The 25,630-nt window shown below is 35.2% G+C and carries 18 protein-coding genes, 3 tRNA genes and 2 pseudogenes; 9 read left to right on the plus strand and 14 right to left on the minus strand.

All coding sequences use genetic code 11. The features are described from left to right. Positions 1-91: 91 nt before the first annotated feature. From rpsT to proS, 5 genes are all read right to left on the minus strand, one after another. Positions 92-343 carry a 30S ribosomal protein S20 gene (gene rpsT, locus EKM02_RS10785; RefSeq protein ID WP_091166799.1) on the minus strand — a complete coding sequence of 84 codons (252 nt, stop codon included), beginning with the start codon at positions 341-343 and terminating at the stop codon, positions 92-94. 33 nt (positions 344-376) lie between these two features. Further along, positions 377-448: transfer RNA gene (locus EKM02_RS10790), tRNA-Glu, on the minus strand. A gap of 42 nt (positions 449-490) precedes the next feature. Further along, positions 491-562: transfer RNA gene (locus EKM02_RS10795), tRNA-Glu, on the minus strand. 45 nt (positions 563-607) lie between these two features. Further along, positions 608-679 (minus strand) — tRNA-Glu (locus EKM02_RS10800). A gap of 78 nt (positions 680-757) precedes the next feature. After that, positions 758-2,236, minus strand: coding sequence for a proline--tRNA ligase (gene proS, locus EKM02_RS10805; protein WP_126455034.1), 1,479 nt, complete (start codon positions 2,234-2,236; stop codon positions 758-760). Positions 2,237-2,337: 101 nt separating this feature from the next. On the opposite strand from proS, the gene EKM02_RS10810 reads away from it, so the two are divergent. The 6 genes from EKM02_RS10810 to EKM02_RS10835 all read left to right on the plus strand — a co-directional run bounded on the left by EKM02_RS10810 (position 2,338) and on the right by EKM02_RS10835 (position 10,043). Next, positions 2,338-3,381 (plus strand): hypothetical protein, encoded by a 1,044-nt coding sequence (locus tag EKM02_RS10810; protein ID WP_126455036.1) that lies wholly within the window; start codon positions 2,338-2,340, stop codon positions 3,379-3,381. Between the two features lie 53 nt (positions 3,382-3,434). Then, positions 3,435-4,961 (plus strand): OmpP1/FadL family transporter, encoded by a 1,527-nt coding sequence (locus EKM02_RS10815; protein ID WP_126455038.1) that lies wholly within the window; start codon positions 3,435-3,437, stop codon positions 4,959-4,961. Between the two features lie 318 nt (positions 4,962-5,279). Beyond that, entirely contained in the window at positions 5,280-7,124 is a 1,845-nt protein-coding gene (locus tag EKM02_RS10820) for a T9SS type A sorting domain-containing protein (RefSeq protein ID WP_126455040.1), read from the plus strand. Positions 7,125-7,273: 149 nt separating this feature from the next. Then, on the plus strand, positions 7,274-8,587 hold the full coding sequence (gene rimO, locus EKM02_RS10825; protein ID WP_126455041.1) for a 30S ribosomal protein S12 methylthiotransferase RimO: 1,314 nt from the start codon (positions 7,274-7,276) through the stop codon (positions 8,585-8,587). Between the two features lie 38 nt (positions 8,588-8,625). After that, entirely contained in the window at positions 8,626-9,105 is a 480-nt protein-coding gene (locus EKM02_RS10830; RefSeq protein WP_126455043.1) for a hypothetical protein, read from the plus strand. Positions 9,106-9,140: 35 nt separating this feature from the next. Beyond that, positions 9,141-10,043, plus strand: a complete 903-nt coding sequence (locus EKM02_RS10835; protein WP_126455045.1) for an N-acetylmuramoyl-L-alanine amidase — start codon at positions 9,141-9,143, stop codon at positions 10,041-10,043. Positions 10,044-10,496: 453 nt separating this feature from the next. Here EKM02_RS10835 and EKM02_RS10840 read toward each other — a convergent pair whose 3' ends face one another. After that, positions 10,497-11,546 carry an outer membrane beta-barrel protein gene (locus EKM02_RS10840; RefSeq protein ID WP_126455047.1) on the minus strand — a complete coding sequence of 350 codons (1,050 nt, stop codon included), beginning with the start codon at positions 11,544-11,546 and terminating at the stop codon, positions 10,497-10,499. A gap of 606 nt (positions 11,547-12,152) precedes the next feature. Here EKM02_RS10840 and EKM02_RS10845 point away from each other — a divergent pair. Together EKM02_RS10845 and EKM02_RS10850 are read left to right on the plus strand one after the other, a co-directional pair. Further along, complete coding sequence (locus tag EKM02_RS10845) at positions 12,153-12,461, plus strand: hypothetical protein (RefSeq protein WP_126455049.1); 309 nt, start codon at positions 12,153-12,155, stop codon at positions 12,459-12,461. Between the two features lie 195 nt (positions 12,462-12,656). After that, positions 12,657-13,136: a hypothetical protein gene (locus EKM02_RS10850; RefSeq protein WP_126455051.1), complete on the plus strand. Its 480-nt coding sequence runs from the start codon at positions 12,657-12,659 to the stop codon at positions 13,134-13,136. A gap of 136 nt (positions 13,137-13,272) precedes the next feature. On the opposite strand, the gene EKM02_RS10855 is transcribed toward EKM02_RS10850, so the two are convergent. The 7 genes and pseudogenes from EKM02_RS10855 to EKM02_RS10885 form a co-directional block, all read right to left on the minus strand. Then, entirely contained in the window at positions 13,273-14,625 is a 1,353-nt protein-coding gene (locus tag EKM02_RS10855) for an NAD-dependent succinate-semialdehyde dehydrogenase (RefSeq protein WP_126455053.1), read from the minus strand. A 231-nt stretch (positions 14,626-14,856) separates the two neighbouring features. After that, positions 14,857-16,968, minus strand: a complete 2,112-nt coding sequence (locus EKM02_RS10860) for an ATP-binding protein (RefSeq protein WP_158614743.1) — start codon at positions 16,966-16,968, stop codon at positions 14,857-14,859. A 301-nt stretch (positions 16,969-17,269) separates the two neighbouring features. Further along, positions 17,270-17,548 (minus strand): annotated as a pseudogene (locus tag EKM02_RS15050) (aldo/keto reductase); the annotation flags it as partial. Between the two features lie 214 nt (positions 17,549-17,762). Further along, positions 17,763-19,304 (minus strand): acyl-CoA carboxylase subunit beta, encoded by a 1,542-nt coding sequence (locus EKM02_RS10870; RefSeq protein ID WP_126455056.1) that lies wholly within the window; start codon positions 19,302-19,304, stop codon positions 17,763-17,765. Positions 19,305-19,481: 177 nt separating this feature from the next. Further along, positions 19,482-20,924, minus strand: coding sequence for an acetyl-CoA carboxylase biotin carboxylase subunit (accC, locus tag EKM02_RS10875; RefSeq protein WP_126455058.1), 1,443 nt, complete (start codon positions 20,922-20,924; stop codon positions 19,482-19,484). A gap of 93 nt (positions 20,925-21,017) precedes the next feature. Further along, complete coding sequence (locus EKM02_RS10880) at positions 21,018-21,503, minus strand: acetyl-CoA carboxylase biotin carboxyl carrier protein subunit (protein WP_126455060.1); 486 nt, start codon at positions 21,501-21,503, stop codon at positions 21,018-21,020. 101 nt (positions 21,504-21,604) lie between these two features. Then, complete coding sequence (locus EKM02_RS10885; protein WP_126455062.1) at positions 21,605-23,809, minus strand: B12-binding domain-containing radical SAM protein; 2,205 nt, start codon at positions 23,807-23,809, stop codon at positions 21,605-21,607. Between the two features lie 331 nt (positions 23,810-24,140). Here EKM02_RS10885 and EKM02_RS15300 point away from each other — a divergent pair. Continuing rightward, a pseudogene (locus tag EKM02_RS15300) lies at positions 24,141-24,245 on the plus strand (T9SS type B sorting domain-containing protein); the annotation flags it as partial. Positions 24,246-24,252: 7 nt separating this feature from the next. Here EKM02_RS15300 and EKM02_RS10895 read toward each other — a convergent pair. Continuing rightward, the gene (locus EKM02_RS10895) at positions 24,253-25,536 is read right to left on the minus strand and encodes an MFS transporter (RefSeq protein WP_126455064.1); all 1,284 of its coding nucleotides are present in this window, start codon (positions 25,534-25,536) and stop codon (positions 24,253-24,255) included. Positions 25,537-25,630 lie beyond the last annotated feature (94 nt).

Here is a 25,630-nt window from a genome sequence, read left to right on the forward strand (position 1 = left end):
TGCAAAAACGTTTTTGCAAGTGTTTAATTAAATATTTTTATCTAATAATCTGTATCGGTTATTCAGGACAAGACAAAATAAACTGTTTTTATTACAATTTAGCAACAAGTTTCGTTAATTTAGATTTTAAATTAGACGCTTTGTTGTCATGAATGATATTCTTTTTCGCTAATTTATCAATCATAGAAATTACGTTTGACAATTTAGAAGTAGCATCTACTTTATCAGTCGCTATCCTTAATGCTTTTATTGCATTACGGGTAGTTTTATGTTGGTACCTATTTAATACTCTTCTCTTTTCGTTACTTCTAATTCTTTTTAGAGCTGATTTATGATTTGCCATTTTATTATGTTTTTATCTTTTACTAAATTTTTGTAGTCCGTAAGGGAATCGAACCCCTGTTACCAAGACGAAATCTTGGCGTCCTAACCCCTAGACGAACGGACCATTATCCCCTAAGTTTTATCAATTAATCAAAAATTGAATTTGTAGCCCGTAGCGGAATCGAACCGCTCTTACATGGATGAAAACCATGCGTCCTAACCGATAGACGAACGGGCCATTTCCCTCTGAGTTCGGGATCACTTTAACCTGCAAAAAAAATAGTAGCCCGTAGCGGAATCGAACCGCTCTTACATGGATGAAAACCATGCGTCCTAACCGATAGACGAACGGGCCCTGCTTCTCTAATGCGGATGCAAAAATACAACTATTTTTGAAACGCACAATAGCTGGTGCTAAAAAAAAATATTTTTTTTAATATGCCTTCGCAAATAACACTCTTCCTATCGAGCTTTTCCCAGTAAAGACGCAGTTTCCCGCTGCTAAAACCCTGTCCAGAGGTATGCATCTAATAGTTGCTTTAGTCAAGTCCTTAATCTTTTCCTCAGTCGCTGCAGTTCCGTCCCAATGTGCTGATACAAAACCTCCTTTGGCATCTAAAACCGCTTTGAACTCTTCAAAACTATTTACTTCAGTAACATGTGTATTTCTGTACTGTAATGCTTTTTCAAATAATTCTTTTTGAATTTGCGCTAGTAAATCGTTGATATACGTTTCAATTCCATCTTTAGAAACGACTTCTTTGGTCAATGTATCTCTTCTTGCAACCTCAAAAGTTCCATTTTCTAAATCTTTTGGACCTACAGCAATCCTAACCGGCACGCCTTTTAATTCCCATTCTGCAAATTTAAAACCTGGCTTTTGAGTCGTTCTGTTATCATATTTGACAGCGATTTGTAATTTTCGCAAAGCCACAGTCAAAACAGTTACTGCTTCAGTTATTGCCGCTAATTGTTCCTCTGTTTTATAAATAGGAACAATCACGACCTGAATAGGCGCTAAACTAGGAGGCAATACCAGGCCTTGGTCGTCTGAATGCGTCATCACTAATGCCCCCATCAAACGAGTAGAAACACCCCACGAAGTTCCCCAAACATATTCTTGCTTTCCTTCGGCATTTGCAAATTTCACATCAAACGCTTTAGCAAAGTTTTGCCCTAAAAAGTGTGACGTCCCCGCTTGTAATGCTTTACCATCCTGCATCAACGCCTCGATACAATAGGTTTCTTCTGCTCCAGCAAAACGCTCGGTTTCCGTTTTTATTCCTTTTATAACTGGAATTGCCATAAAATTCTCAGCAAAATCAGCATACACGTGCATCATTTTTTCTGATTCTTCTACCGCTTCTGCTTTAGTAGCGTGCGCTGTATGCCCTTCTTGCCATAAAAATTCTGCGGTACGCAAAAACAATCTCGTTCTCATTTCCCAGCGCACCACATTTGCCCATTGGTTAATCAGTAATGGCAAATCTCTATACGATTGTACCCATCCTTTATAAGTAGACCAAATAATAGCTTCACTTGTAGGACGTACAATTAATTCTTCTTCTAATTTTGCATTGGGATCCACCATTAGTTTACCAGGTCTGTCGGGATCATTTTTTAATCGATAATGGGTAACAATAGCACATTCCTTAGCAAAACCCTCTGCATTTTTTTCTTCGGCTTCAAACATGCTTTTAGGAACAAATAGAGGAAAATATGCATTTTGATGTCCGGTTTCTTTAAACATTCGATCCAACTCTGCTTGCATTTTTTCCCAAATTGCATATCCGTAAGGCTTGATAACCATACACCCCCTCACCCCTGAATTTTCGGCTAAGTCAGCTTTGACAACCAACTCGTTATACCATTTTGAATAATCTTCCGCTCTTGTAGTTAAGTTCTTACCCATGTTTTATATTTTGGCACAAATTTTGTTTAATATTTATTTAACTAATAATTACGCAAAACTAACTATTTTTGTAATGTCCAACAATAAAAAACCCTATTCATATGAAAACTAATATTATCTCCAACCGAAATACCTTCCTTTTTTCTTTAATAGGGTTTTTGAGCATTCTTTTAACTTCCTGTGGTTCTTACCAAAATAGCTCCTACTACGATTCTGACGGAATCTATGGCAATACTTCCTATCAAATTGCGGAACGAGAACCACAAAATGATCCAAATAACCAATATACTGCGTATTTCAATTCACTTCAAAACAACTACCGATCCAATGAAATCTTCACAGATGTAGATACCTATAGTAATTATGATTTAGAAAACGATACTCTTCAAGAAAACTACACTACTTATGCTGGATGGGGAGGTAATGCGCAATCCGTAAATGTCTATGACAACGGATGGGGTATGAATAACTGGTACGGAAACAATTGGGGCATGAATAACTGGTACGGAAACAACTGGGGATTTAACGGTGGTTTTGGATGGGGAATGAACATGGGATTTGGGTGGAATAACTGGTATGGCAACAATTGGGGATGGAACAACTGGTATGGCAACAATTGGGGATGGAACAACTGGTACGGTAACGGCTGGGGAAACTATGGCTATGATCAAAACAATGTCAATTATTCTTCTAATGCAGGCCGAAGAGGGTCTTCGTATTCCAATTCAAATGCGATAAACAACACCAATCAAACAAGCAGAGAATATTCCCGAAACCAAACCAATACCACTATTGGCAGACGAACTAATAACGCCAACTTTAGAAACAACACTTCTGATTTGCGACGAAACGCAACGAATAGCATCAACCGAACAAGCCCTACATTCTCTAGGAATCAAGGTCAGCAACAAAACAGTTCGTACAATACGCCCAGAAGAAGATCCAACACAAACAATGCGCGCAACCAAAACAATGCGCCTTCACGATCTTTCACACCAACAAGAAATGACAACAACAGCCCGTCGTCTTACAGCCCTAGTTCAAACATGTCCAGATCTAATAATTCAGGTGGCGGAAGATCCGGTGGTAGTAGTGGTGGTGGTGGTAGATCATCTGGCGGTGGCGGAAGAGGCGGAAGAGGATAAAAAAATAGTGCGGAACCATCCTTTTTGATAAAAATTAAATACCCCAACAAAAAATGAAAAAACATCTATATTTATTACTCGCTGGCTTATCATTTACCGTAGCCCAATCACAAGAAATCTCTGATGCACTTCGGTATTCACAAAACAATTTAAATGGAACAGCCCGTTTTAGAGCCATGAGCGGTGCTTTTGGAGCACTTGGGGGCGACCTGTCATCTATCAATGTAAACCCTGCTGGTTCAGCGGTGTTTACCAATAATCAAATGGCTGTTACATTGACTAACTTCGATACTAAAAACAATTCAAATTACTTTGGCGGGACAGCAACAGAGAAAGAAAACTCCTTTGATTTGAATCAAGCAGGAATTGTATTTGTTTTTAATACCAGAAACCCAAACAGCAAGTGGAGAAAAATTTCCTTGGCCATAAATTATGAAAACGCCAATAATTTTGATAATGGGCTGTTTTCAGCAGGAACCAATCCAAACAATTCTATAGCTAATTATTTTTTAAGCTATGCTAATGCCAACCCAAACAAAAACCAACTTGGTATTCCACTCGGATTTATTAAAAACAGTAACTATTTTGAATTAAACTTTGCAGACCAACAAGCTTTCTTAGGCTATGAAGGATACCTAATTAACCCAATAGAAGATACAGAAAACAATACAGTCTACACTTCTAATGTGCCAGCTGGAGGAAATTATTATCAAGAAAACTCCCTTTACAGCACGGGATACAACGGCAAATTATCCTTTAATGCAGCAACTTCCTATAATGACCAATTCTATTTTGGATTAAATCTAAATTCTCACTTTACTGACTTTCGTAAATCATCTACTTTCTATGAAGACAACAGCAACCCATTGGGAGCTAATGATCAAATCACTAGGCTACAATTTAACAATGACCTCTATACTTACGGGTCAGGATTTTCATTTCAAGTGGGTGCTATCGCAAAAGTTACCAACGAAATTCGAGTAGGTTTGGCCTTTGAATCTTCTACATGGTACACTTTGAACGATGAGCTTTCTCAAAGGTTAATTACGGTAAGAGGTAACTCTAGCGGCGAATTACCGCAGGAAGTGGTAGACCCGGAAGTGGTCAATGTTTATGAGCCCTATAAATTGCAAACACCAAGCAAGTTAACTGGTAGTTTGGCTTACGTATTTGGAAAGACCGGTTTGATTAGTATTGATTATGCCATGAAAGACTACAGCAACACCAAATTTAAACCTGAAAGCGATGCCTTTTTCAACACTCTAAACAATGACATGAATGAATTGCTCGACAATACCGGAGAATTAAGAATAGGTGCCGAATATAAAATTAAGGCCTTAAGTCTGAGAGCAGGATACCGGTACGAACAAAGTCCATATAAAAATGCTCTTACTGTAGGCGATTTGAATGGGTATTCAGCAGGTTTAGGATATAATTTTGGATCCACCAAAGTAGATTTAGCCTATTCCTATGCCAAAAGAAATTCCCAACAAGGATTTTTCAACCAAGGATTCACGGATGGAGCAAGCATAAATGCGATCAATAACAATGTTTCTTTGACACTATTGTTTGAATTGTAATTACTTCAATATTATGTGATGTTTACATATGGTATTTACTGCCGTAATTTTTCTTTACAATTTTTCATTTATCAATTAGTTACTTAAAAATTTGCTCTCCAATTAATATTTGTAAATCTATGAAATTGAATCTTAATGTAATTCCAAAATAAAATTTTACTCATTTAGAAATACTTTGAAGTTTTTTTGACATAATATTGTATCATTGATTTTGCTTAAATATAAAAAAAACTGTTAAATTAAGACCAATTAACTATTAAAAATTGGTTTGCAATTAATAATAAGTTATTTTTAATAGAAATAACTTATAAAAAAAACATGAAACTACTTTATTTATCAATTATTGCCTTTTTTATTACTTTTGTTATGAACGCACAAGTTACCGTAACAATGAATAATATAAAAACTGACAACGTTCCAATAAACAATAACACTATTAGTTTTAATAGTAACCCAATTATAAATTTATCATTAGTTGTACAATTACTAACACCAGACAATTCTTCCAATAACACTTTTGGAAACTTATTTTTTTACTACAAACCTTCTGCAAATGAATCACCAGTACAAGTTGGTTTTCAAGCTATAACTTTTGTTCAAAATTTCCCATTACTGAATTACGTTAGTGATGTATCGTACAAAAATATTTTATTAAACAAGGCAAATTTCTTACCATCAGGAGGTGTTTTTTATTGTGAATACAAAAATAATAATAACCAAATATTCAAATCAAGTAGTATTCCAATAACAATCACTAATACAACACCAATTACAACACCAACTCCAACACCAACACCAGCTGAAACTTTATCTACTAATGTAAAGTATAGTGACAATTTGCCAATTTTAGATAATAAAATTTTTATACCTAAAAACTCCAGTAGGCCTGTATCTGTTTCTTTAGCATTAACAAGTAAAGAAATAAATTCTAACGGTAAGATATTATTAATTACATACAAAAAAAGAGAGGCCGATAATAATATTGCAGATCCAATTAGTGAAACTGAGTTAAAGTCATTCACAATCAATGATAATAATATCATTTTAAACATTGCGATTGATGCTAATTTAGTACCTACCGACCAAACAAAGTTTTATCATTTAAGTTTTTCTGTCAATAATACTAAATACTATCTGGGTACCGTTATAACTAGTGACCCCATTATTAACAATATAATTACGGATAGTCAATTTATTACTTCACCAAGTTATGCTAATCCATTCCTTGGTACAGTTGCTAAAATAGATTTAGGAGGAATCCGCAATACTATTGATATCACAACATACCAATGGCAGTATAAAACTAATAGCACTGATTGGCAAAATATTCCAGATGCAACCTCTCTCAGTTACACACCAACATACCTATTTGACGAAACCACATCATTTAGACGAATAGCCTTAACCAATTATGGTGACTTTAATTTAAGCCAATTCATAACTATTTCTAATACTACACAACCAATTAATATCATTTGTTGTGATCAAATCTTAACTTCAATTTCAAGTCAACCAACACCTTTTACTGGAAATAGTTTAGACAACTCATTCACCTATCAATGGCAAATTTCTGAAAAATCACTTCCATGGAGTAACATCACAAACGAGACGGGTTCATCTTGTGCGTTCAGATTCTTAGTAGATGGTAGTAGAGGTAATGAAGGAGCTAGATTTCGAAGATTAATAATCCAAAATAGTAATGTGTTTAGTATTAGCAATATCATAAATGTTACTGGAAGAAGGGGCGGTCTACCCACACCTACAACACAAGTCAAAACTCCAAGTATTAGTTCGAGAGGAAAAATAGCTCCACAAATAGCTGAAAACAATGAAAATTTACAAAATAATACTCTTGCAGATTTACAATTAAATTCATCAACCAATGCAAAATCTGATAAGGATTTTCAAAAAAAACCATTAGAGATCGATAACATAAATGTCTATCCTAATCCAATAGATAGCTTCTTTTATGTTGAAAGTAATAAACAAGTAAGTCCTGAGAATGTTATTGTCATGGATTTGTTAGGAAGAAGATTAGATGTTAAAAAAATACAGTTATCAGATAATGTAATAAAAATAGATTGCTCAATTCTACCTGCAGGACAGTTTATAGTAATTATCAATCAATCAAATAAAATATACAAGAAAATTATAAAGAACTAATTTTTTTTTGACTAATTAATTTTTAAAAACCGTTTCATTAATTGAAATGGTTTTTGTGTTTAAAAATCATTTTTCATATAAAGTCTTCTGATTAATAATTTAAAAAGTGTAATTTTGCAAAATTCCCAAATTATCGGGATTCTAATGTTATGAGAACGAAGTCTTTAAAAAAGAATAAAATAAACGTAATCACTCTTGGGTGTTCAAAAAACGTATATGATAGTGAAGTGCTTATGGGTCAGCTACGCGCAAGCGGCAAAGACGTTACGCATGAAGCTCCGGAAGCCGAAGAGGGAAATATTATTGTCATCAATACCTGTGGATTTATTGATAATGCCAAGGCCGAATCTGTCAATATGATTCTGGAATATGCGGACAAAAAAGAAAGAGGATTAGTTGATAAAGTATTTGTTACCGGATGTCTGTCCGAGCGTTACCGACCTGATTTAGAAAAAGAGATTCCAAATGTGGATCAATTTTTTGGAACTACAGAGCTACCCCAATTATTAAAAGCCTTGGGAGCGGACTACAAGCACGAGTTGCTTGGAGAACGACTGACTACAACTCCAAAAAATTATGCCTATCTAAAAATTTCCGAAGGTTGTGACAGACCATGCAGTTTTTGTGCAATACCCTTAATGCGAGGAAAAAACGTTTCACAAACAATTGAAAAACTGGTAAAAGAATCCGAAGGTCTAGCAAAAAATGGCGTTAAAGAATTGATCTTGATTGCTCAGGATTTGACGTATTACGGATTAGATATCTACAAAAAAAGAGCGCTTGGAGAACTACTGGAAGCTTTAGTTAAAGTAGAAGGAATTGAGTGGATTCGCTTGCATTATGCTTTCCCAACCGGTTTTCCTATGGATGTGCTGGAAATCATGAAACGCGAAACTAAGATTTGTAATTACATTGATATTCCGTTGCAACACATTTCAGATTCAATTTTGAAATCCATGCGTCGCGGAACAACGCAAGCAAAAACAACAAAATTATTAAAAGAGTTCCGCGAAGCAGTACCTGGAATTGCAATACGCACCACTTTGATCGTAGGATATCCCGGCGAAACACAAGAAGATTTCAATATATTAAAAGACTGGGTTCAGGAAATGAAATTTGATAGAATGGGCTGTTTTGCTTACTCCCATGAAGAAAACACACATGCCTATTTACTGGAAGATGATGTTCCAGATACTGTAAAACAAGAGCGCGCCAATGAGATTATGGAGTTACAATCACAAATTTCATGGGATTTAAATCAGGAAAAAGTAGGTCAAACGTTCCGATGCATCATCGACAGAAAAGAAGGTGGCCATTTTGTAGGCCGAACTGAGTTTGACAGCCCAGACGTAGACAATGAGGTTTTAATAGATGCATCAAAACATTATGTAAAAACAGGAGAGTTTGTGATGATCAAAATTATCGAAGCAACGGAATTTGATTTGTACGGAGAACCGGTATAATTTTTTAAACGATTTTTTAATATTTTAAAATGCTACACATGAAAACAATTCAATCAGTACTAGTGATCACATTTGTATTATTATCAGTCCACACCATTTCAGCACAATACGGAAACGGTGGTTATAATAATGGATATGGAAACGGGAACGGTTACGGAGGAAATCGTAGGATGAATAGCGGAATGGATCAAGCCAGAACTCCTGAAAAACCTAAAGAAATTCCTGTTGAAGTTTCAGTTGCTAAAATAATGGAAACCATAACACCGGAACTTAATCTGGATGAACTACAAGTGGTAGCAATGTCTAATATCTTCATTGAAAGCTTCAGAACTCAAGGAATGCTTCTAAAGGCAGAAACCAGTCAGGAAGATAAAATTAAAAATATCGAGGCACTATCTGAAGTTACCGATAGAAAATTAATGGCATTATTAAATGAAGATCAGAAGGAAAAATTCATTGTTTTAAAAAAAGAGCAGAAAAATCCAAAAAAATCAAAGTCTAAAAAGAAATCGAAATAATCGTTTTTTTATTCCATTATAAAACTCAAATCCTAATGAGAAATATTTTTTATGCCCTATTTTTCGCCCTTGCTATTGCTGCTTGCTCTACAAATCCATACAAGAAAACTGAAAAGGTATATGACACCAAACTCAAAACATTAAAAAAAACGATTTCTAATAAGGATCCTAAACCCCTTCCTGTTGTTCCCCCTGTTGAATTAAACAGAGATACATTATACACGCAGCAATTACGCACCTATAAGGATACTATTTTCAAAATGGGATCTACGTTTTTAGAGAATGGCATCAATACGAAATGGATTGGTACCGTCAATTTTAATTTACGCAAGCCTAATTTCATCATTATTCATCATACAGCGCAAGATTCATTGCAACAAACCATAAATACATTTACAAAAACAGAAACTCAGGTAAGTTCGCATTATGTGATTTCAGATGATGGTAAAGTAGTGCAAATGCTTAATGACTACCTAAGAGCCTGGCATGCCGGAAATGGTTCTTGGGGAAAAAATACGGATATTAATTCAGCTTCTATAGGAATTGAACTCGACAATAACGGATCCGAAGTGTTTTCAGAATCACAAATCAATAGCTTATTAGCCCTTCTAACTAAGTTAAAAAAAGATTACAACATTCCTGCTCAAAACATTTTAGGTCATGCGGATATTGCCCCAACCAGAAAAAAAGATCCCAGCGCCTTATTTCCCTGGAAAATTTTAGCCGAAAAAGGTTTTGGAATTTGGCCTGATGAATTTCTACAAACAGCTCCTTTTGATTTTAATGTCGATCAGGGATTACGAATTATTGGGTATGACACTAAAAACATATCTGCTGCTATTATTGCTTTTAAACTTCATTATATTCAAGATGAAATTACTGATGTTTTAGATGAAAAAACAAGAAATACTATTTATTCTATTTACAAACAACAATAGCAAAAGCCCCTAAAACAATCCTAAACGGTTTTTTGAATTTTCAAAGAGCCGTTTTTTGTGTCCAAAATTGAATAATTAATATTTCTCCAAACCACTGCCGAAATTATTAATGAGTACTGAAGTACAACCAAAATCGGCATTAGTTTTTAGTCATACATTGGCACTCGTTGGGTGAAATTGTCCAAAACGTCAGTTCGAGTGTTTTTTATGGAGTAAAACGGAACAAAGCTTCTCGATACGCTTCGCACTTGAAGTGACGTGTATCGAGAACTGTTTTTAATACTAATTTTCTAGTTCTCGATATAATCCCGCCCAAAAGCGGGATCACTCGAACTGACGAAAATTTCCATCAAAAACTAATTACACCCAACGGGTATCGTAGGGAATTTTAAACAAAAAACTGCCAAAATACAAAAGAGTATCCTGGCAGCAAAAAAAATATTGTTTTAAATACTAGAATGAATAGGTTGTAGCGAGCAATGCAAATGCGGTCAAGACTTTTGGAGCAGCATCATTATTTGAAAAAATAGCTTCGGAGGCGGAGTCAAGTCTGAATTCCGGAATGATAGTCAAGTTACCAACTTTGTAGTTTAATGACAATGTATTCCCTATGACACTAGTTCCAGCAAGCAATCCCAGCGCAGGAGTTGCCTCTTTTGCATCTAAATATTCCAATCTGTATGTAAGACTTAGGGATTCTTTTATAGCAACATTTGCATAGCCTACTAATGCAAACCACTCTCCATCCAATGAACTGTCAAAGTCGTTATCAGTCATTGCATACGTACCATTAAAACCTAAGGAAAATGCGTCACTAAGTTTCTTTGTTCCAACGAAATCAAACTGCGTCTTATTTTCATCAGAAGCTGGATTACTACTACCGGATGTTGCATTAAAAAAGGCGCCACCTGTATCGCCGAGGAACGCAAGTTGTCCGACAAACGTTTTTTGAGTTGAGCCTGCATCAATAGTAGATTTAAAATCAGTAGGATTAGTAACTCCCGCCATAAAACTGAATTTCCCAGTAGTATATTGTGCTTTTACCCCTGTGTTAAAGAAGGGTCCGTACGTAAAGGCATAGGACATACTGTAGTTTTTATTATCAACAGCATCCAATAATTCATATCCCAGATGAGTTCCAAAACTACCCGCAGTAACTTTAAACTTATCTGAAAATTCATATGTAAAATTTAATTGCTTAATCATAAAAGTTGCATTGGCATCATTATAAGTAAACTGAGCGGCTCTATTTCCAAAACCTAAATCTACAAATACAGAACCTTTACCTCTTTTATGTGACGCTTCAATAGAAACCATTCCAAGTTCAAACGAGTTATGAGAATTAGTAAAACTTGTCAAACTGTTGTCTATTCCGGAAAAATCGTATTTGTAATACGCATCTGCAGATCCTGCAAAAGTTGTTACTGGCATCGCAGGGGTTTCTTGTGCAAACGTAAAAGTTGTACTTAGCAATACTGCTAGGATAGCTACTGTTTTTTTCATTTTAAAGGTGTTTTAATTAATAATACAGCTTGGTAATTATTTGGTTTTGGTTACTATTTAAAAAAATCAGAACTAAAATAATTGCTAAAAACATTATTTTATGCTGCTTTAGGTGTTAATTTTTCCCTAATCCTAAAGCGAATTTATTAACTTTTACTCCACTTAAATTACTATTTTTTACTTTTTTATCTCGTTAAGAAAAGAATTATCAATAACGAAAAATCAATGAAAAAAAAATCATAATTTCATATTTTTACGAAAGTATTTTAAAAATTCAATAATTGAATTTTACATTACACCCCATATTTTTTTGATTACAATAAATTTAAAATATAAAAAATAGAATATTATCAATAAATAAACATATTAAACAACAACAACCCCCATAAAAAAGACAGTTAAAAAAAATTAAATATTTTTTACTAAATTTAAATAATTTTGTTTTTTATAGTTCTACGTTTTGTAACACAAAAAAAATATTCTTTTTTTTTAAGTCTAAGAAACGAGTTCCAATGAGAATTAAACAGTAACAAAAACCGTTTTTCTATTTTTTATTTTATGAAAATTTTAATGGTAACTCCCATTCAATTGTATTAAATTTATACCATGCTTCGTACCCTAATTAAATTAAATCTTATAGTCCTTTTTATTGCTTTTTCCGTTACATGGATTAGTGAGGCAGTTGCTGTTTTTGTCATTGACAGGAAATACGAAGTGTACGAAGTGTTTGAAAATAATACGGAAGAAAACAGTTTCGAGAAAAAACTAAAAACGCTTTTCATAGGTTCCGTAGCCCTCCCAAATGCATTAGCATACGATTATATTGTTCCAAACAGAATAAACGCTTTGGATTTATTCAAAGCAAAAGAGTCGCATTTAAAAAATTCAACTCCACCTCCGGAGGGCATCGCTTGATTTTATTATATGTTTCCTAATACAACAAAAGAAGCTACACCCATATAAAGCCATTACACACTTGAGATATGATTTACTATCGATAGCAATGAACTGTACTCTAGTATATTTTCTTAGCTGATAAGAACGCACTGTAATTAAATTAAAAAAGCTGGCAAACCAGCTAGAGAAAATAATCCTTTAATATCTGAACACATGAAAAAGCTATTTATATTATTCATATTTTCATTCAATGTTGCATTAGTTGCACAAACTCACGAAATCATTACGCATGATAATAAAAAAATGGATGTAAACTTCATCAAAATGGACAATAATCTGGTTTATTTTGCAGTACCTGGAAGTAGTGAAGAAAAAAAAATTAGTCAATATGCCGTTGCCCAATTAAATAAAAAATCAGCAAATGATTCAAAACTAGTTTCTAAAAAAATCAATGTCCTTGGAAAATCAGATTATAAAAAAGTAATCGTATTAAAAGACTCTCAGACAATTGGTCTAAAAAAATCTGGGGTCATCACAAGTTTTTATGGAAAAACAAAAGGAGAAACTAATACCTCCTTTTTAGATGGAGGAGAAAAAAGGTTAAAAGAGCATGCTGCTCTTAAAGGATGTCCGTTTATTGTTATAATGTCCAATACACCAAACGATATAAAAGCAATTACTTATACGTATTAAGGAATCGTTTTAAAATGGATAATTTTTACAAAAAAAAGACTAAATAAAAAACGAGAACCGGTTTTGTACTTACAATTCCGGTTCTCGTTTTCCTTTTTTTATCAACACTAACTGAATGCCTGCACCTGAATAAAAACTACTCTATAACCAATGATTTAATATTCATAAATTCTTTGATACCTAAAGCTCCTAATTCCCTACCATAGCCTGACTTCTTTATTCCTCCAAAGGGAACTCTGGAATCAGAACGCACTAATGAATTTACAAATACATTTCCTGCTTCTATTCTCCTCGCCAAGATGTATGCCTTTTCACGGTCTTCAGTCCACAGGGCAGAAGCCAAGCCATAACGATGATTATTGGCAATGGCAATGGCGTCATTTTCATCTTTAGCCCGTATAATTGTTGCTAACGGACCAAAAGTTTCTTCCTGAAAAGCAATACTATCTACAGTTACAAAATCAATCAATGTGGGTTGAAAATTACAATTTTCCCGCTCCCCGCCCACAATTAACTTGGCACCCTGTTCCAATGCTTTATGCAATTGGCTGGACAATTGCTTCGCTAAGTCCAATCGAGCCAAAGGCCCCATATCAATCCCTTGCTGGAGCGGATTCCCTTGCTGCAACAACTGTATTTTTTGAGCAAAAAGAGCAGAGAATTCATCCGCTACTTTCTCAGTAACGATAAAACGTTTTGCACAAATACAAGCCTGACCTGCATTGAGCATTCTGGATTGTGTTGCAATACTGGCGGCTCTCTCTAGATTAGCATCATTCAAAACGATAAATGCATCTGAACCACCCAATTCCATCACTGATTTCTTGATGTGCTTTCCAGCCAAGGAAGCCACTGAGGAGCCAGCCTTTTCGCTTCCGGTCAAAGTCACTCCCTGCACAATATTTGAAGCAATAACACTTTCAACCTGGGGAATATCAATAGTAATTTGCAGAAAAACACCTTCAGGAAAACCCGATTCCAAAAAGGCATTTTCAATAGCTTTGGCACAACCTATAACATTAGGAGCATGTTTCAAAAGCGTCACATTCCCCGCCATAATTGCCGGCGCAGCATAGCGTAATACCTGCCAAAAAGGATAGTTCCAAGGCATAATGGCAAAAACAGCTCCCAAAGGATCGTAAACGGAAAGGCTCTTGAAAGACGTATCATAATATTCATCTTTCAACATTTGTTCCGCATGCTCCGCATAAAAATCGCAGTTTGCTGCTGATTTTTCGACTTCAGAAATACTTTCGGACACAATTTTACCCATTTCATTGGTAATAAGCAATCCTAATCTTTCTTTATTTGCTCTTAAAACGTGAGCTAATTTTTTCATTTTATCCGCCCTTTCCTGAAAAGTGGTATTCCTCCACTTTTTAAAGGCCCGTTCAGACAGTTGCAGTTTTTGATTTAATTCCCCATTCGTAAGCACTTCGTGTTCAGCGATAATTTCTTGCGAGAATGGATTTATCGATTTAAATATCATTTTTTATGTTTTAATTTTTTTGAAAATGTAGTTTTGAAACAGGAAATTGTATCGTCTTACTGTATAAAAAGCGACACTATTTCTTCTTGAAAATTGTATTTAACCAAAAACCACCTTAAAACTTTAGTAAATGACCAAAAAAAGCAGACAAAAAAATTTGGTTAATGCCTTTCATTCGCGGTTGAGAATAAAAAATTAAAAAGTGATACAAGAGGAATTCCTCAAAGAATTCTAAGAATTAATTTCCATAAAAATAACATCCAATAGCGCAAAGACTTTTTCCTTGTCCAAAGGTTTCGTAATGTAGTCATGAAAGCCGCACTGAAGTATTTTTTCTCTCTCTTCTGCAGATGAATATGCTGTCTGGGCTATCACCGGAAGTCCCGGTTTAATTAACTTTATTTTTTCAAAAGCCTCATAACCATTCAAAACGGGCATTTTTATATCCATAAAAACCAAACTGATATCCGGATTTTCGGTACAAATAGTAACTGCTTCCTGACCATTAAAAGCACGCAAAACTGTATGATTTTTTGACTCAATAATTTTTTTTAACAACAAGAAATTGATAGTATCATCTTCAGCGACTAAAATTATTTCATTCTCCTGGTTTTCTGAAAAATATATCGTCTTACTTGACACAATGTCTTTTTCAGTCTGCTCAAATTTTAATGGAATCGAAAAAGTAAAAACAGATCCAACTCCAATTTTAGATGTTACCGTTATTTCTCCTCCAAGCATCTCTACATACGCCTTCGTGATGGATAGGCCAAGTCCTAATCCCGTTAATTCAGTACTGCCGTCCCCTTCAATTCTTCGGAAACGATCAAATATCACTTTTAAATGATTTGTACTCATACCGATTCCTGAATCTTCAATAGTAAACGCTAAAATTCCTTTTTCTTTGTGCACTGTATACCCAAAAGTAACAAATCCATTATCTGTAAATTTTACTGCATTTGTTATTAAATTGACAATAATTTGTTTCAGCTTTGTTTCATCAGTAAGGATTTTTTCTGTAATTCTAGCTGAATTTTCAAGAATATAAAATTGAATATTTTTATCTTTAGAAATCGTAACTTTGATAGAATCATACAACTCTGTTATGCATTTTTCAATGTCTAATCCTTTATAATTTGGCGTAATTTGCTTGGCGTCAATTTTAGACATTTCAATAAGATCTTCAATGATTGAAACCAGGTTGTTCCCACTGTTTTTTATTATTTTTAAATATTCCAATTTCTCCCCTTCTGTCAAATTTGCATCCGTTAGCAAATCACTAAATCCCATTATGGCATTCATAGGAGTTCTGATTTCATGCGATAAATTAGCCAAAAAAGAAGATTTTAAGGTATCGCTTTCCTCCGCTTTTTGTTTGGATATTTCTAATTGTCGCCTTTGATTGCTGTTCTCTTCAAAAAGATTTCCTATATACCCAAACTCTCCTTTGAATTTTCTTAAAGAAGAAATCGCTGTTATATTACCTGTTTCTAGAATACTTTTGACTAATTTTAGTGGATTATAAACCCATCGTTTTGTATAATACACAAAAATAAAAATGTTCAATAAAGAAACCAGCACTACAATAAAAAGAATTTCTTTTGAATTTTTATAATTCAAATTGAATGGTCTTTTGAAAAGCAATGTCGCCACTACGTCATCTTTCCAGTCTTTCAGATCTAAACTTACAATCACAAAATCACTTTCTTCAAGAACCGTTCCATGCGCCGGAACTAAATTAATTTTTGAACTGCTTATATTTCCTAAAGAATTCAAAAAAGACTTGTCTAAAAGTCTAGCTATAAAAAAGTAACCAGACGGCGCTGTTTTATTCTTTTTGGGATCTATTGAAGGATGAATCGTTGCACCAAAAACTTCCACAATTCCTTCTGGAATTTTAATATAGAATTTTTTTAGTTTCGATTTATAAAGCACTGTCATCATCTCTTTTGGGATAAAGTCAAGGCTTTTAATCTTAGAGGAAACTGTTTTATTTATTATTTTTTGATCTAAACCATAAACACCAATGTAATCAGCAGAATAGGTTTCAAATTCGCTTAGAATATATTTATCATACCATTTTTTATCTTTTGTTATTGTATAACTAACCAAATTATCCCAGTGGGTAACATCAATAATGATGGCGGTAGTGGTTTTAGAATTGAGTCTGAACAAAGATCTCACTTCTTTATCGTATTGATTGTAAGTGATTTTGTAAAAATGACGTTCTTCCTGAATAGTATAAAGATACAAGGTGATGTAAATTACGAAAAAGAAAATACTTGCCGAAAGTATCAGCATCAGTAGTTTAGAGTACGTATTTAATCTAATTAATCTTTTCATGGAATTCACTCGACTAAAAATAAAATACAGCCTACTTTTGTAAGACATATCAGTTTTTTTTCTATGCCGCAAGTTAACCTTTTTTATCAATAAAAAAAACAAGCCACTTCAAACTAAGTAATTTTTTTATATTAAAACCTTATTTATCAGCGGTGTACTTTTAAAAAAGCATTCTAATCTTTCTTAAATCTCTTTTAAATGGCAACTTTTCATTTTTTTTCAGAATTAAAAAAAGATTATTTTTTTTCCTTGCCAAAACAGAAGTGATTCGGTTCTCTTTAAGCAAACAAGCCAATGCCATTTGTGCCAAAGGAGAAAAAGCAATACAACCCACTCCTTTGTCTTCGAGAACATCTAATAATTCCGCTTATTGTTGCCGCACAAACATGGAATATTTCAGTTGATGAATCAAGCTGGGTATCCCCAATTGTTTCAGTATTTCAGTAGTTTCCTTAGTTTGCGCTGCTGTATAATAATAAATTTCCACATACAATGCTTTTCCGCTTCGTACGGCGTAATCCAGCGCCATCATGGTTTCCTCCAATAGCGTTTCCGGATCAAAACGATTCGAATAAAAAAGAAATTTGTGGCAGTAACAAATCACTTTTTCCACGTCTGTCCTATTTCATCTAGTTGTTTTTTTAGCCAAATTCTAATTTAATTTTTATAGTCCGATTGAAAGATACTAAAACGTCAAATGATCCCACAAAACACCAACTAGTTTTTGATATTAAATGTAAAACTAAAAAACCACCTAAAATAATCAGGTGGTTTTTTCATTTCTTAAAAAAATACTACAACGGAATATTCCCGTGTTTTCTATCTGGAGTAACACTAACTTTATTTTCTAGCATGCTAAAGGCTTTTATCAGTTTGCGTCTGGTGTCTTCCGGTAAGATTACCTCATCCACAAAACCACGTTGCGCTGCGGTATACGGATTTGCGAACAAATTCGCATATTCAGCTTCTTTTTCCAAAAGTTTAGCGGCAGGATCTTCGGCCTCATTGATTTCTTTCTTGAAAATAATTTCAGAGGCTCCCTTTGCTCCCATCACAGCAATTTCAGCTGACGGCCAAGCAAAATTCATGTCGGCACCAATGTGTTTCGAGTTCATCACATCATACGCACCACCATAAGCTTTGCGTGTTATTACGGTCACTCGTGGCACAGTAGCTTCGCTAAGTGCGTACAATAATTTCGCTCCGTGAACGATAATTCCATTCCATTCTTGGTCCGTTCCTGGCAAAAATCCCGGCACATCCACTACAACCAATAACGGAATATTAAAACAATCGCAAAAACGAGTGAATCGAGCTGCTTTTTTCGAGCTGTTCACATCCAGACAACCGGCTAAAATCATCGGTTGGTTGGCTATAATCCCAATGCTTTTTCCTCCCAATCGAGCAAAACCCACCAGGATATTTTCGGCATAGTTTTTATGAATTTCATAAAACGAATCTTCGTCAATAATGCCGCTAATTACCTCGTGCATATCGTACGGTTTATTGGGATTATCCGGAATAATAGTCGCTAATTTGGTACGAACCTCATCATTAAGTTCATACGGTACACTGTGTGTTTTTTCTTTATTGCTTTGTGGCAAATAACTCAACAAGCGTTTCAAATCTTCCAGACATTCCACATCATTAGCAGAAGTAATGTGCGCCACACCGGATTTCGTAGAATGCGTGCTTGCCCCTCCCAATTCCTCTGAAGTCACCGTTTCATTGGTTACTGTTTTCACGACATTCGGGCCTGTTACAAACATATAACTGGTATCTTCAACCATCATCGTAAAATCAGTCATGGCTGGTGAATATACCGCTCCACCAGCGCAGGGACCCATAATTGCAGAGATTTGCGGAATTACGCCACTGGCTTGTACGTTTCTATAAAAAATATCAGCATAACCACCCAACGAACGAACACCTTCCTGAATACGTGCCCCACCAGAATCATTCAGGCCAATCATGGGTGCGCCCATTTTGACTGCCATATCCATAATTTTACAAATTTTTTCGGCATGAGTTTCAGATAATGATCCCCCAAAAACGGTAAAATCCTGCGCAAAAATATAGACCAATCGACCGTTTATAGTTCCGTATCCGGTAATGACACCATCTCCAAAAAACAGTTCTTTTTGCATTCCAAAATCAGACGTTCGATGGGTAACTAACATCCCGATTTCTTCAAAAGAGCCTTCATCCATCAAATAATTGACGCGCTCTCTTGCCGATAGTTTTTTATTGGAATGTTGTTTTTCGATACGTTTTTTACCGCCGCCCAAATGAGCTTCAGCAATTTTATCGTTTAATGTTTTTATTTTAGATTCCATACTTTATTTAATTGGATACTATTGTTTTTTAAAATTTCGTCACTTTCAGTGGTTTTGAACAGTAATGCGATAGCTTTAATGTTTAAAATTGTATCGAGAAGCCTTGTGAAATGTAAAGTTCTCGATACTTCCCAAAGGTTTTTTGTTTAAAACCTTTGCTCAACTCGAACTGACGTTTTAAGAGTTTAGTAAGCGTACGATTTTTTGATCTTCAAAATACTGTTTCAACGCCACCAAAGCAGCGATTTCGGCTTCTTGCTCCATTTGATTTTTCAATACATCCATATTGTAATAGTTCTTTACAAAATGCGTGTCAAATTTCCCGGAACGAAATGCCTCGTGTTCAAAAACAAATTTCCCAAAAGGCAACGTTGTTTGTACGCCTTCCACATGATAATCTTCAATGGCTTTGAGCATAATTTGAATGGCCTCTTCACGGGTTTCGCCGTACGTAATTAATTTGGCTAACATAGGATCGTAATAAATAGGAATGTCCATGCCTTGTTCAAAACCATTGTCCACACGAATACCCTGGCCAACTGGCAATTGATACACCTCCAAATTTCCCACACTTGGCAAGAAATCATTCATCGGATCTTCGGCATACACACGTAATTCCATTGCATGCCCTTTTATTTTCAAATCTTCTTGTTTTAATGCTAATGCTTCTCCCCTGGCTACTCTGATTTGAAGTTCAACCAAATCAGTTCCTGTAATCCATTCCGTAACAGGATGTTCGACCTGCAAACGAGTATTCATTTCAAGAAAGTAGAAATTATTATTTTCATCCAATAAAAATTCGACAGTTCCTGCTCCTAAATAATCACAGGATTTAGCTACCAAAACAGCGGCTTCACCCATTTTTTTACGCAATTCAGGTGTTAAAACCGAAGAAGGCGCCTCTTCTATTACTTTTTGGTGACGACGCTGGATACTGCACTCTCTTTCGAATAAATACAACACATTCCCGTGGCTGTCTGCCATAACTTGAATTTCGATATGCCTTGGCGAACCCACATATTTTTCGATAAAAACAGAACCATCACCAAAAGCGGAAATCGCTTCACTGATGGCGCGATCCATTTGAGATTCGAAATCAGCTTCACTCTCTACCACACGCATTCCTTTTCCGCCACCACCTGCAGAGGCTTTAATCAGAATTGGAAAACCAATTTTTTTGGCAACCACTTTCGCTTTTTCGACATCCGTTATGGCTTCGTCAAAGCCCGGAACCATTGGAATGTTGTATTGCTTAACAGCCTCTTTCGCCGCTAATTTACTTCCCATGATTTTGATCGCTTTCGACTTTGGACCAATAAAAATGATATTATTTTTCTCTGCTTCTTCGGCAAAATCAGCATTTTCACTCAGGAATCCGTACCCGGGATGAATTGCATCTACGTTTAATGATTTCGCAACCTCTATGATTTTACTTCCCAATAAATAGGATTGATTAGAAGGAGCTTCGCCAATCCAAACGGCTTCATCAGCAAATTTTACGTGCGGTGCATTTCTGTCGGCAGTAGAATATAGTGCTACAGTTTTAATGCCCATTTTTTTTGCGGTTTTCATCACTCTTATGGCGATTTCACCTCTATTGGCAACTAATAATTTTTTCATTTTATATTTTTTAACCGCAGACTCGTTAATTTTAATTCTCTCACAATCAATTGCGTTGTATAATTTAAAATTCTCTTTTAAATTAGTGGTGTTTTATTCAAATTCAATTAACAACTGTCCTTTATCTACGGCATCACCCATCATTACTGATATGGTTTTGATAACGCCATCACGCGGAGAAAGAAAGCTATTTTCCATTTTCATGGCCCCTAAAATAATAAGATTGTCATTCTCTTTGACGGTTTGTCCTACTACCACACTTATTTCGAGAATTAAACCTGGCATGGGTGCTTTGATAAAATTGACTTGTTTGGTAAGCCCTACTTCGAATCCCATTTCCTTGATCAGAACATCCAAAGGATTTGAAATGGCAACTATGTAGGTGTTATTGTTTACCTTTACGGTGTAGCTTTTTTGAAGAAAATCAGAAGTGATGATTTCCGCTTGATAAGGAGTGTTTGAGTGCAAAACATGAAACTTATTCGTTTCCACACGCACTGCATCCAGTTGTGAAATACTTTTCTTTTCTAAATCAAAATGAAAAGTGTCATTTACATTAACTTTATAACCAATACTCATTTGCTTTTATTTTATGGTCGTAAAAATAGGCAAAAGAAAACGTTTTCGTAAACCAATGAAGAAAGTTTTATGCAAATTTAGTATAGGTATCAAAAATAAAATTATAATACTAACAACCCATATTCTCGCAGCGTTTTAATTGGTTTGGAGTACCAAAACAATTCAAAGTCCTCCAGATATGATTCGAAATCTATTTTTATTTCTTGAAAGCTGTGAGTTTTAGAATTCGAAACAGCGATTTTCTGTAGCATTTCTACCAGCCATTCTCCCTCCCTTTTATTCGTTTGAATACTGAAACTTTCTTTTTTATCATGAAATATCAAAGTCATTAGTTCCCAAGAATTTCCTTTTTTAGATTTGGTAAAATGTTCCACAAATGGTTTGCCGCCTAACCAAACGATTTTAGCAGTGGGTTTGACGCTAAAATCATTGTCTTCTTGTAGAGCATCAAAAATAAAATCAGGTGAAATTTTAGTTTTTGGAATTTTAAATTCAAACCAATCCTGCAATTCGTAATCAAAACAGATTCCGTGCATGAAATTGAACAACGATTTCTTAAGTCCAAAACTGAATTTATCATGGTCGATTCCTGTTGCATCGGCATAATTAATATCGTTATTGGCAAAAGTTCCAATGATTTCGGTTTCTTTTGTCACACCAAATTTCTCCGGATACAAGCCTACTGGACTGTGCGCCGTCATAGCAAATTGATGCCAAAATCCTGATTGTAATACCCCAACTTCAAATAACTGACGCACCATTTCGAGACTATCTATCGTTTCCTGAATGGTTTGCGTAGGATAGCCGTACATCAAATAGGAATGAACCATGACTCCTGCTTCGGTAAAATTTCTGGTGACTTTAGCCACTTGCTCCACCGTAACGCCTTTGTCAATCAATTTTAATAATCGATCAGAAGCTACTTCGAGACCACCAGAAACCGCAATGCAACCGGAAGCTTTAAGTAGCAAACACAAGTCTTTGGTAAAACTTTTTTCGAATCGAATGTTCGTCCACCACGTCACGGCTATTTTCCTACGAAGAATTTCGAGAGCTAGAGCCCGCATCAAAGCCGGTGGCGCCGCTTCATCTACAAAATGAAATCCGTTCTCACCTGTTTGGGCAATCATTTCCTCCATTCGGTCGCATAATAAATTGGCCGCCACGGGTTCGTAAATTTTGATGTAATCCAAAGAAATATCGCAAAACGTACATTTCCCCCAGTAACAACCATGTGCCATGGTAAGTTTATTCCATCTCCCATCACTCCACATGCGGTGCATGGGATTCACAATTTCGATAACCGAAATGTATTTATCCAAAAATAAATCCGAATAATCCGGAGTTCCTACTTGTGATTGTTTGTAATCGTGTTTCAGGGAATTATTTTTATAAACTACTTTTCCGTCTTCCAACAGAAAGGTTCGTTTATAAGAATTGTAATCTGTCCCGAAATTTCGGGATTCAATATTAGAGATTAATTCTTCTATTGGCATTTCCCCATCGTCCAAAGTAATAAAATCGAAAAACTCAAACACACGAGCGTCAGAAAGTGAACGCAATTCTGTATTTGGAAAACCACCACCCATCGAAATCTTGATATTGGGATAATGCTTTTTAACCCATTGTGCCGAACGAAAAGCCGCGTACAAATTTCCTGGAAACGGAACTGAAATCAAGAATAATGTAGGTTTTATAGTTTCTATTTTTTCTTTTAAAATAGAAAGAAGAACGGTATCAATATAAGTTGGTTCCTGTTGCAAGGCTTCATACAATTCGTCAAAAGAATTCGCACTTCGTCCCAAACGTTCTGCATAGCGGCTGAAACCAAAATTAGCATCTACACATTCGACAATAAAATCTGAAATATCTTCGAGATACAAAGTCGCTAAATGCTTGGCTTTGTCCTGTGTTCCCATCGTTCCGAAAGCCCAATCAAGTTCTTCCAATTGTGCAAAACTGGACGCTTCCGGCAAGAAATCTTCCTGACAAATTTGAAGCGCCAATGTTGGATTTTTTCCTTGCAGAAAAGCAATCACGGGATCAATCGTCTTTACATATTCATCTTGCAAAGCTTGAATTCTTTGGGAGTTGGGTGTTCGCTTTTGGGTCCTAGCTGTGGCAATAGCAAACACATTTTGCAAACCTTCTTTAGAAAACAATTCCAATATCACCTCAATACCCAAATCCGCCTGAACAGACTCAATGTTTTTGGTATTCAGAAACCCTTTAATATAAGCGGTCGCCGGATACGGAGTGTTGAGTTGGGTAAACGGAGGCGTGATGATGAATAATTTGGTTTTCAAAAGAAATAAGTTTTGTGCAAAAATAAGGGATAATTCTGTTCTTATCAACAAAGTAAAAGTCCATATTATTATTTATTCTTTGGATTCAAATATAAAACAAAGCTATTTTTAGTTTCAACGTAATATATAGGTATTTAATTATATTTATCTTGCTGTAAATCCTACTTCTGAAGCGAATATTTCCTTTTTCATTTACAATGCAAAGTCAATGTTTTGATTGCGCCAAAAACCTACGTGGTTGCAATGATGATGCTACCGCCGATTTAAAGAAAGCAAGCGATGGTATATACCTAGCAAAGAATTAAACAATTAACTCAAAAATAGTTCATGTGACGGAAGTCTTAATGGTCATCAACTTCCATCAGGTGATTATTGGTATACAGCAACCAGAACTGATGAAAATGAATACAAAGGTCATTTTGGTTTGAAGCGATAGCAAATTATCAAAACTTATGCTCTTTTTTGCTGACCATCAACAATGAAAATAAAGAGACACAGGCTGCCGTACTTAAGTAAAACCCAACGTAGGTCAGGCTAAACTGTGTAGCTAACCAAATCGCAATCATAGGGGCAAAAGCGGCTCCGATAATTCCTGCCATGTTAAATGCCAAAGAGGTCCCTGAATAACGCACCGTTGTAGGAAACAGTTCTGATAAAAAAGTCCCCAATGGGCCATATGTGAATCCCATCAGCGCCATTCCAACACATAAAAACAAAGTCACAAGAACCGAACTGGCAGAATTTAAGAAAAATGAAAATGCAAAACCAAAAACAGCTATTGCTATCGTTGCATAAATAAGCATTTTTCTACGCCCAATACAATCCGCAATTAAAGCAGAAACAGGAATAAAAAACGCAAAAAACAATACCGAAAACAATTGCATCAATAGAAAATCCCTTTTGGAATAACCTAAATCTGACGTTGCCCAACTAAGCGTGAACACCGTCATGAGATAAAAAACCAAGAAAGTTGTAATCGACGCAAATGTGCCAAAAATCAATTGGTTTTTATAAAATTTTAATAAAGTAAAAAAGGGAATTTTAACCTCTTGTTGTTCTTTTTTAGAGTTTTTGAAAGCAGGAGTTTCATCAATTTTTAATCGGATATAGAAACCTACAACAACCAATAACGAACTCCCTATAAACGGAATTCTCCACCCGTAGTCCAGAAAAGCTTCGGCACTCATTGTGTCTGTCAAAATCAAGAAAGTACCACCTGAAAGCAACAAGCCTATTGGAGCTCCCAATTGTGGGAACATACCATACCAAGCACGCTTATTAGCCGGAGCATTTTCGATTGCCAATAAAACCGCTCCACCCCATTCGCCACCTAAACCAACTCCTTGACCAAAGCGACACAACATAAGTAATAAAGGAGCTGTAATTCCAATACTGGCATAACTTGGTAAAAAACCAATACAAACAGTTGAAATCCCCATTGTTAATAATGCAATTACTAAGGTGGTTTTACGTCCAATTTTATCACCATAATGGCCAAAGACTGCAGAACCTAAAGGTCGGGAAAGAAAAGCAATCGAAAAAGTTGCAAGAGATAATAAAACAGAATTAGTATTATCTGTTGAAGGAAAAAACAATTGAGGAAAAACTAAAACTGCTGCATTAGCATAAATATAAAAATCAAAAAACTCTATAGTTGTACCAATTAAACTGCCAAAAAGAACATGTTTTAAAGAATTTTTATTCGTAAGCTTTAAATTATCTTTCATAAAATTGTTAATTTTTTTTGATAAAATTGATACTATTTTTCGAAAGTAACAAATATTATAGTTCCAATATTTTTCGGTAATTTAGCCTCAAATA

It is taken from the genome of Flavobacterium sp. RSP49 (genome assembly GCF_003968735.1).
Taxonomy (GTDB): Bacteria; Bacteroidota; Bacteroidia; order Flavobacteriales; family Flavobacteriaceae; genus Flavobacterium.

Bases quoted from the DNA above. Each gene is read 5' to 3' on its own strand.
- EKM02_RS10855 (WP_126455053.1), bottom strand. From the start codon at position 14,625: ATGATATTTAAATCGATAAATCCATTCTCGCAAGAAATTATCGCTGAA.
- EKM02_RS10840 (WP_126455047.1), bottom strand. From the start codon at position 11,546: ATGAAAAAAACAGTAGCTATCCTAGCAGTATTGCTAAGTACAACTTTT.
- EKM02_RS10895 (WP_126455064.1), bottom strand. From the start codon at position 25,536: ATGAAAGATAATTTAAAGCTTACGAATAAAAATTCTTTAAAACATGTT.
- proS (WP_126455034.1), bottom strand. From the start codon at position 2,236: ATGGGTAAGAACTTAACTACAAGAGCGGAAGATTATTCAAAATGGTAT.
- rpsT (WP_091166799.1), bottom strand. From the start codon at position 343: ATGGCAAATCATAAATCAGCTCTAAAAAGAATTAGAAGTAACGAAAAG.
- EKM02_RS10820 (WP_126455040.1), top strand. From the start codon at position 5,280: ATGAAACTACTTTATTTATCAATTATTGCCTTTTTTATTACTTTTGTT.
- EKM02_RS10860 (WP_158614743.1), bottom strand. From the start codon at position 16,968: ATGAAAAGATTAATTAGATTAAATACGTACTCTAAACTACTGATGCTG.
- EKM02_RS10845 (WP_126455049.1), top strand. From the start codon at position 12,153: ATGCTTCGTACCCTAATTAAATTAAATCTTATAGTCCTTTTTATTGCT.
- EKM02_RS10880 (WP_126455060.1), bottom strand. From the start codon at position 21,503: ATGAGTATTGGTTATAAAGTTAATGTAAATGACACTTTTCATTTTGAT.
- accC (WP_126455058.1), bottom strand. From the start codon at position 20,924: ATGAAAAAATTATTAGTTGCCAATAGAGGTGAAATCGCCATAAGAGTG.
- EKM02_RS10835 (WP_126455045.1), top strand. From the start codon at position 9,141: ATGAGAAATATTTTTTATGCCCTATTTTTCGCCCTTGCTATTGCTGCT.
- EKM02_RS10830 (WP_126455043.1), top strand. From the start codon at position 8,626: ATGAAAACAATTCAATCAGTACTAGTGATCACATTTGTATTATTATCA.
- EKM02_RS10850 (WP_126455051.1), top strand. From the start codon at position 12,657: ATGAAAAAGCTATTTATATTATTCATATTTTCATTCAATGTTGCATTA.
- EKM02_RS10815 (WP_126455038.1), top strand. From the start codon at position 3,435: ATGAAAAAACATCTATATTTATTACTCGCTGGCTTATCATTTACCGTA.
- EKM02_RS10870 (WP_126455056.1), bottom strand. From the start codon at position 19,304: ATGGAATCTAAAATAAAAACATTAAACGATAAAATTGCTGAAGCTCAT.
- rimO (WP_126455041.1), top strand. From the start codon at position 7,274: ATGAGAACGAAGTCTTTAAAAAAGAATAAAATAAACGTAATCACTCTT.
- EKM02_RS10810 (WP_126455036.1), top strand. From the start codon at position 2,338: ATGAAAACTAATATTATCTCCAACCGAAATACCTTCCTTTTTTCTTTA.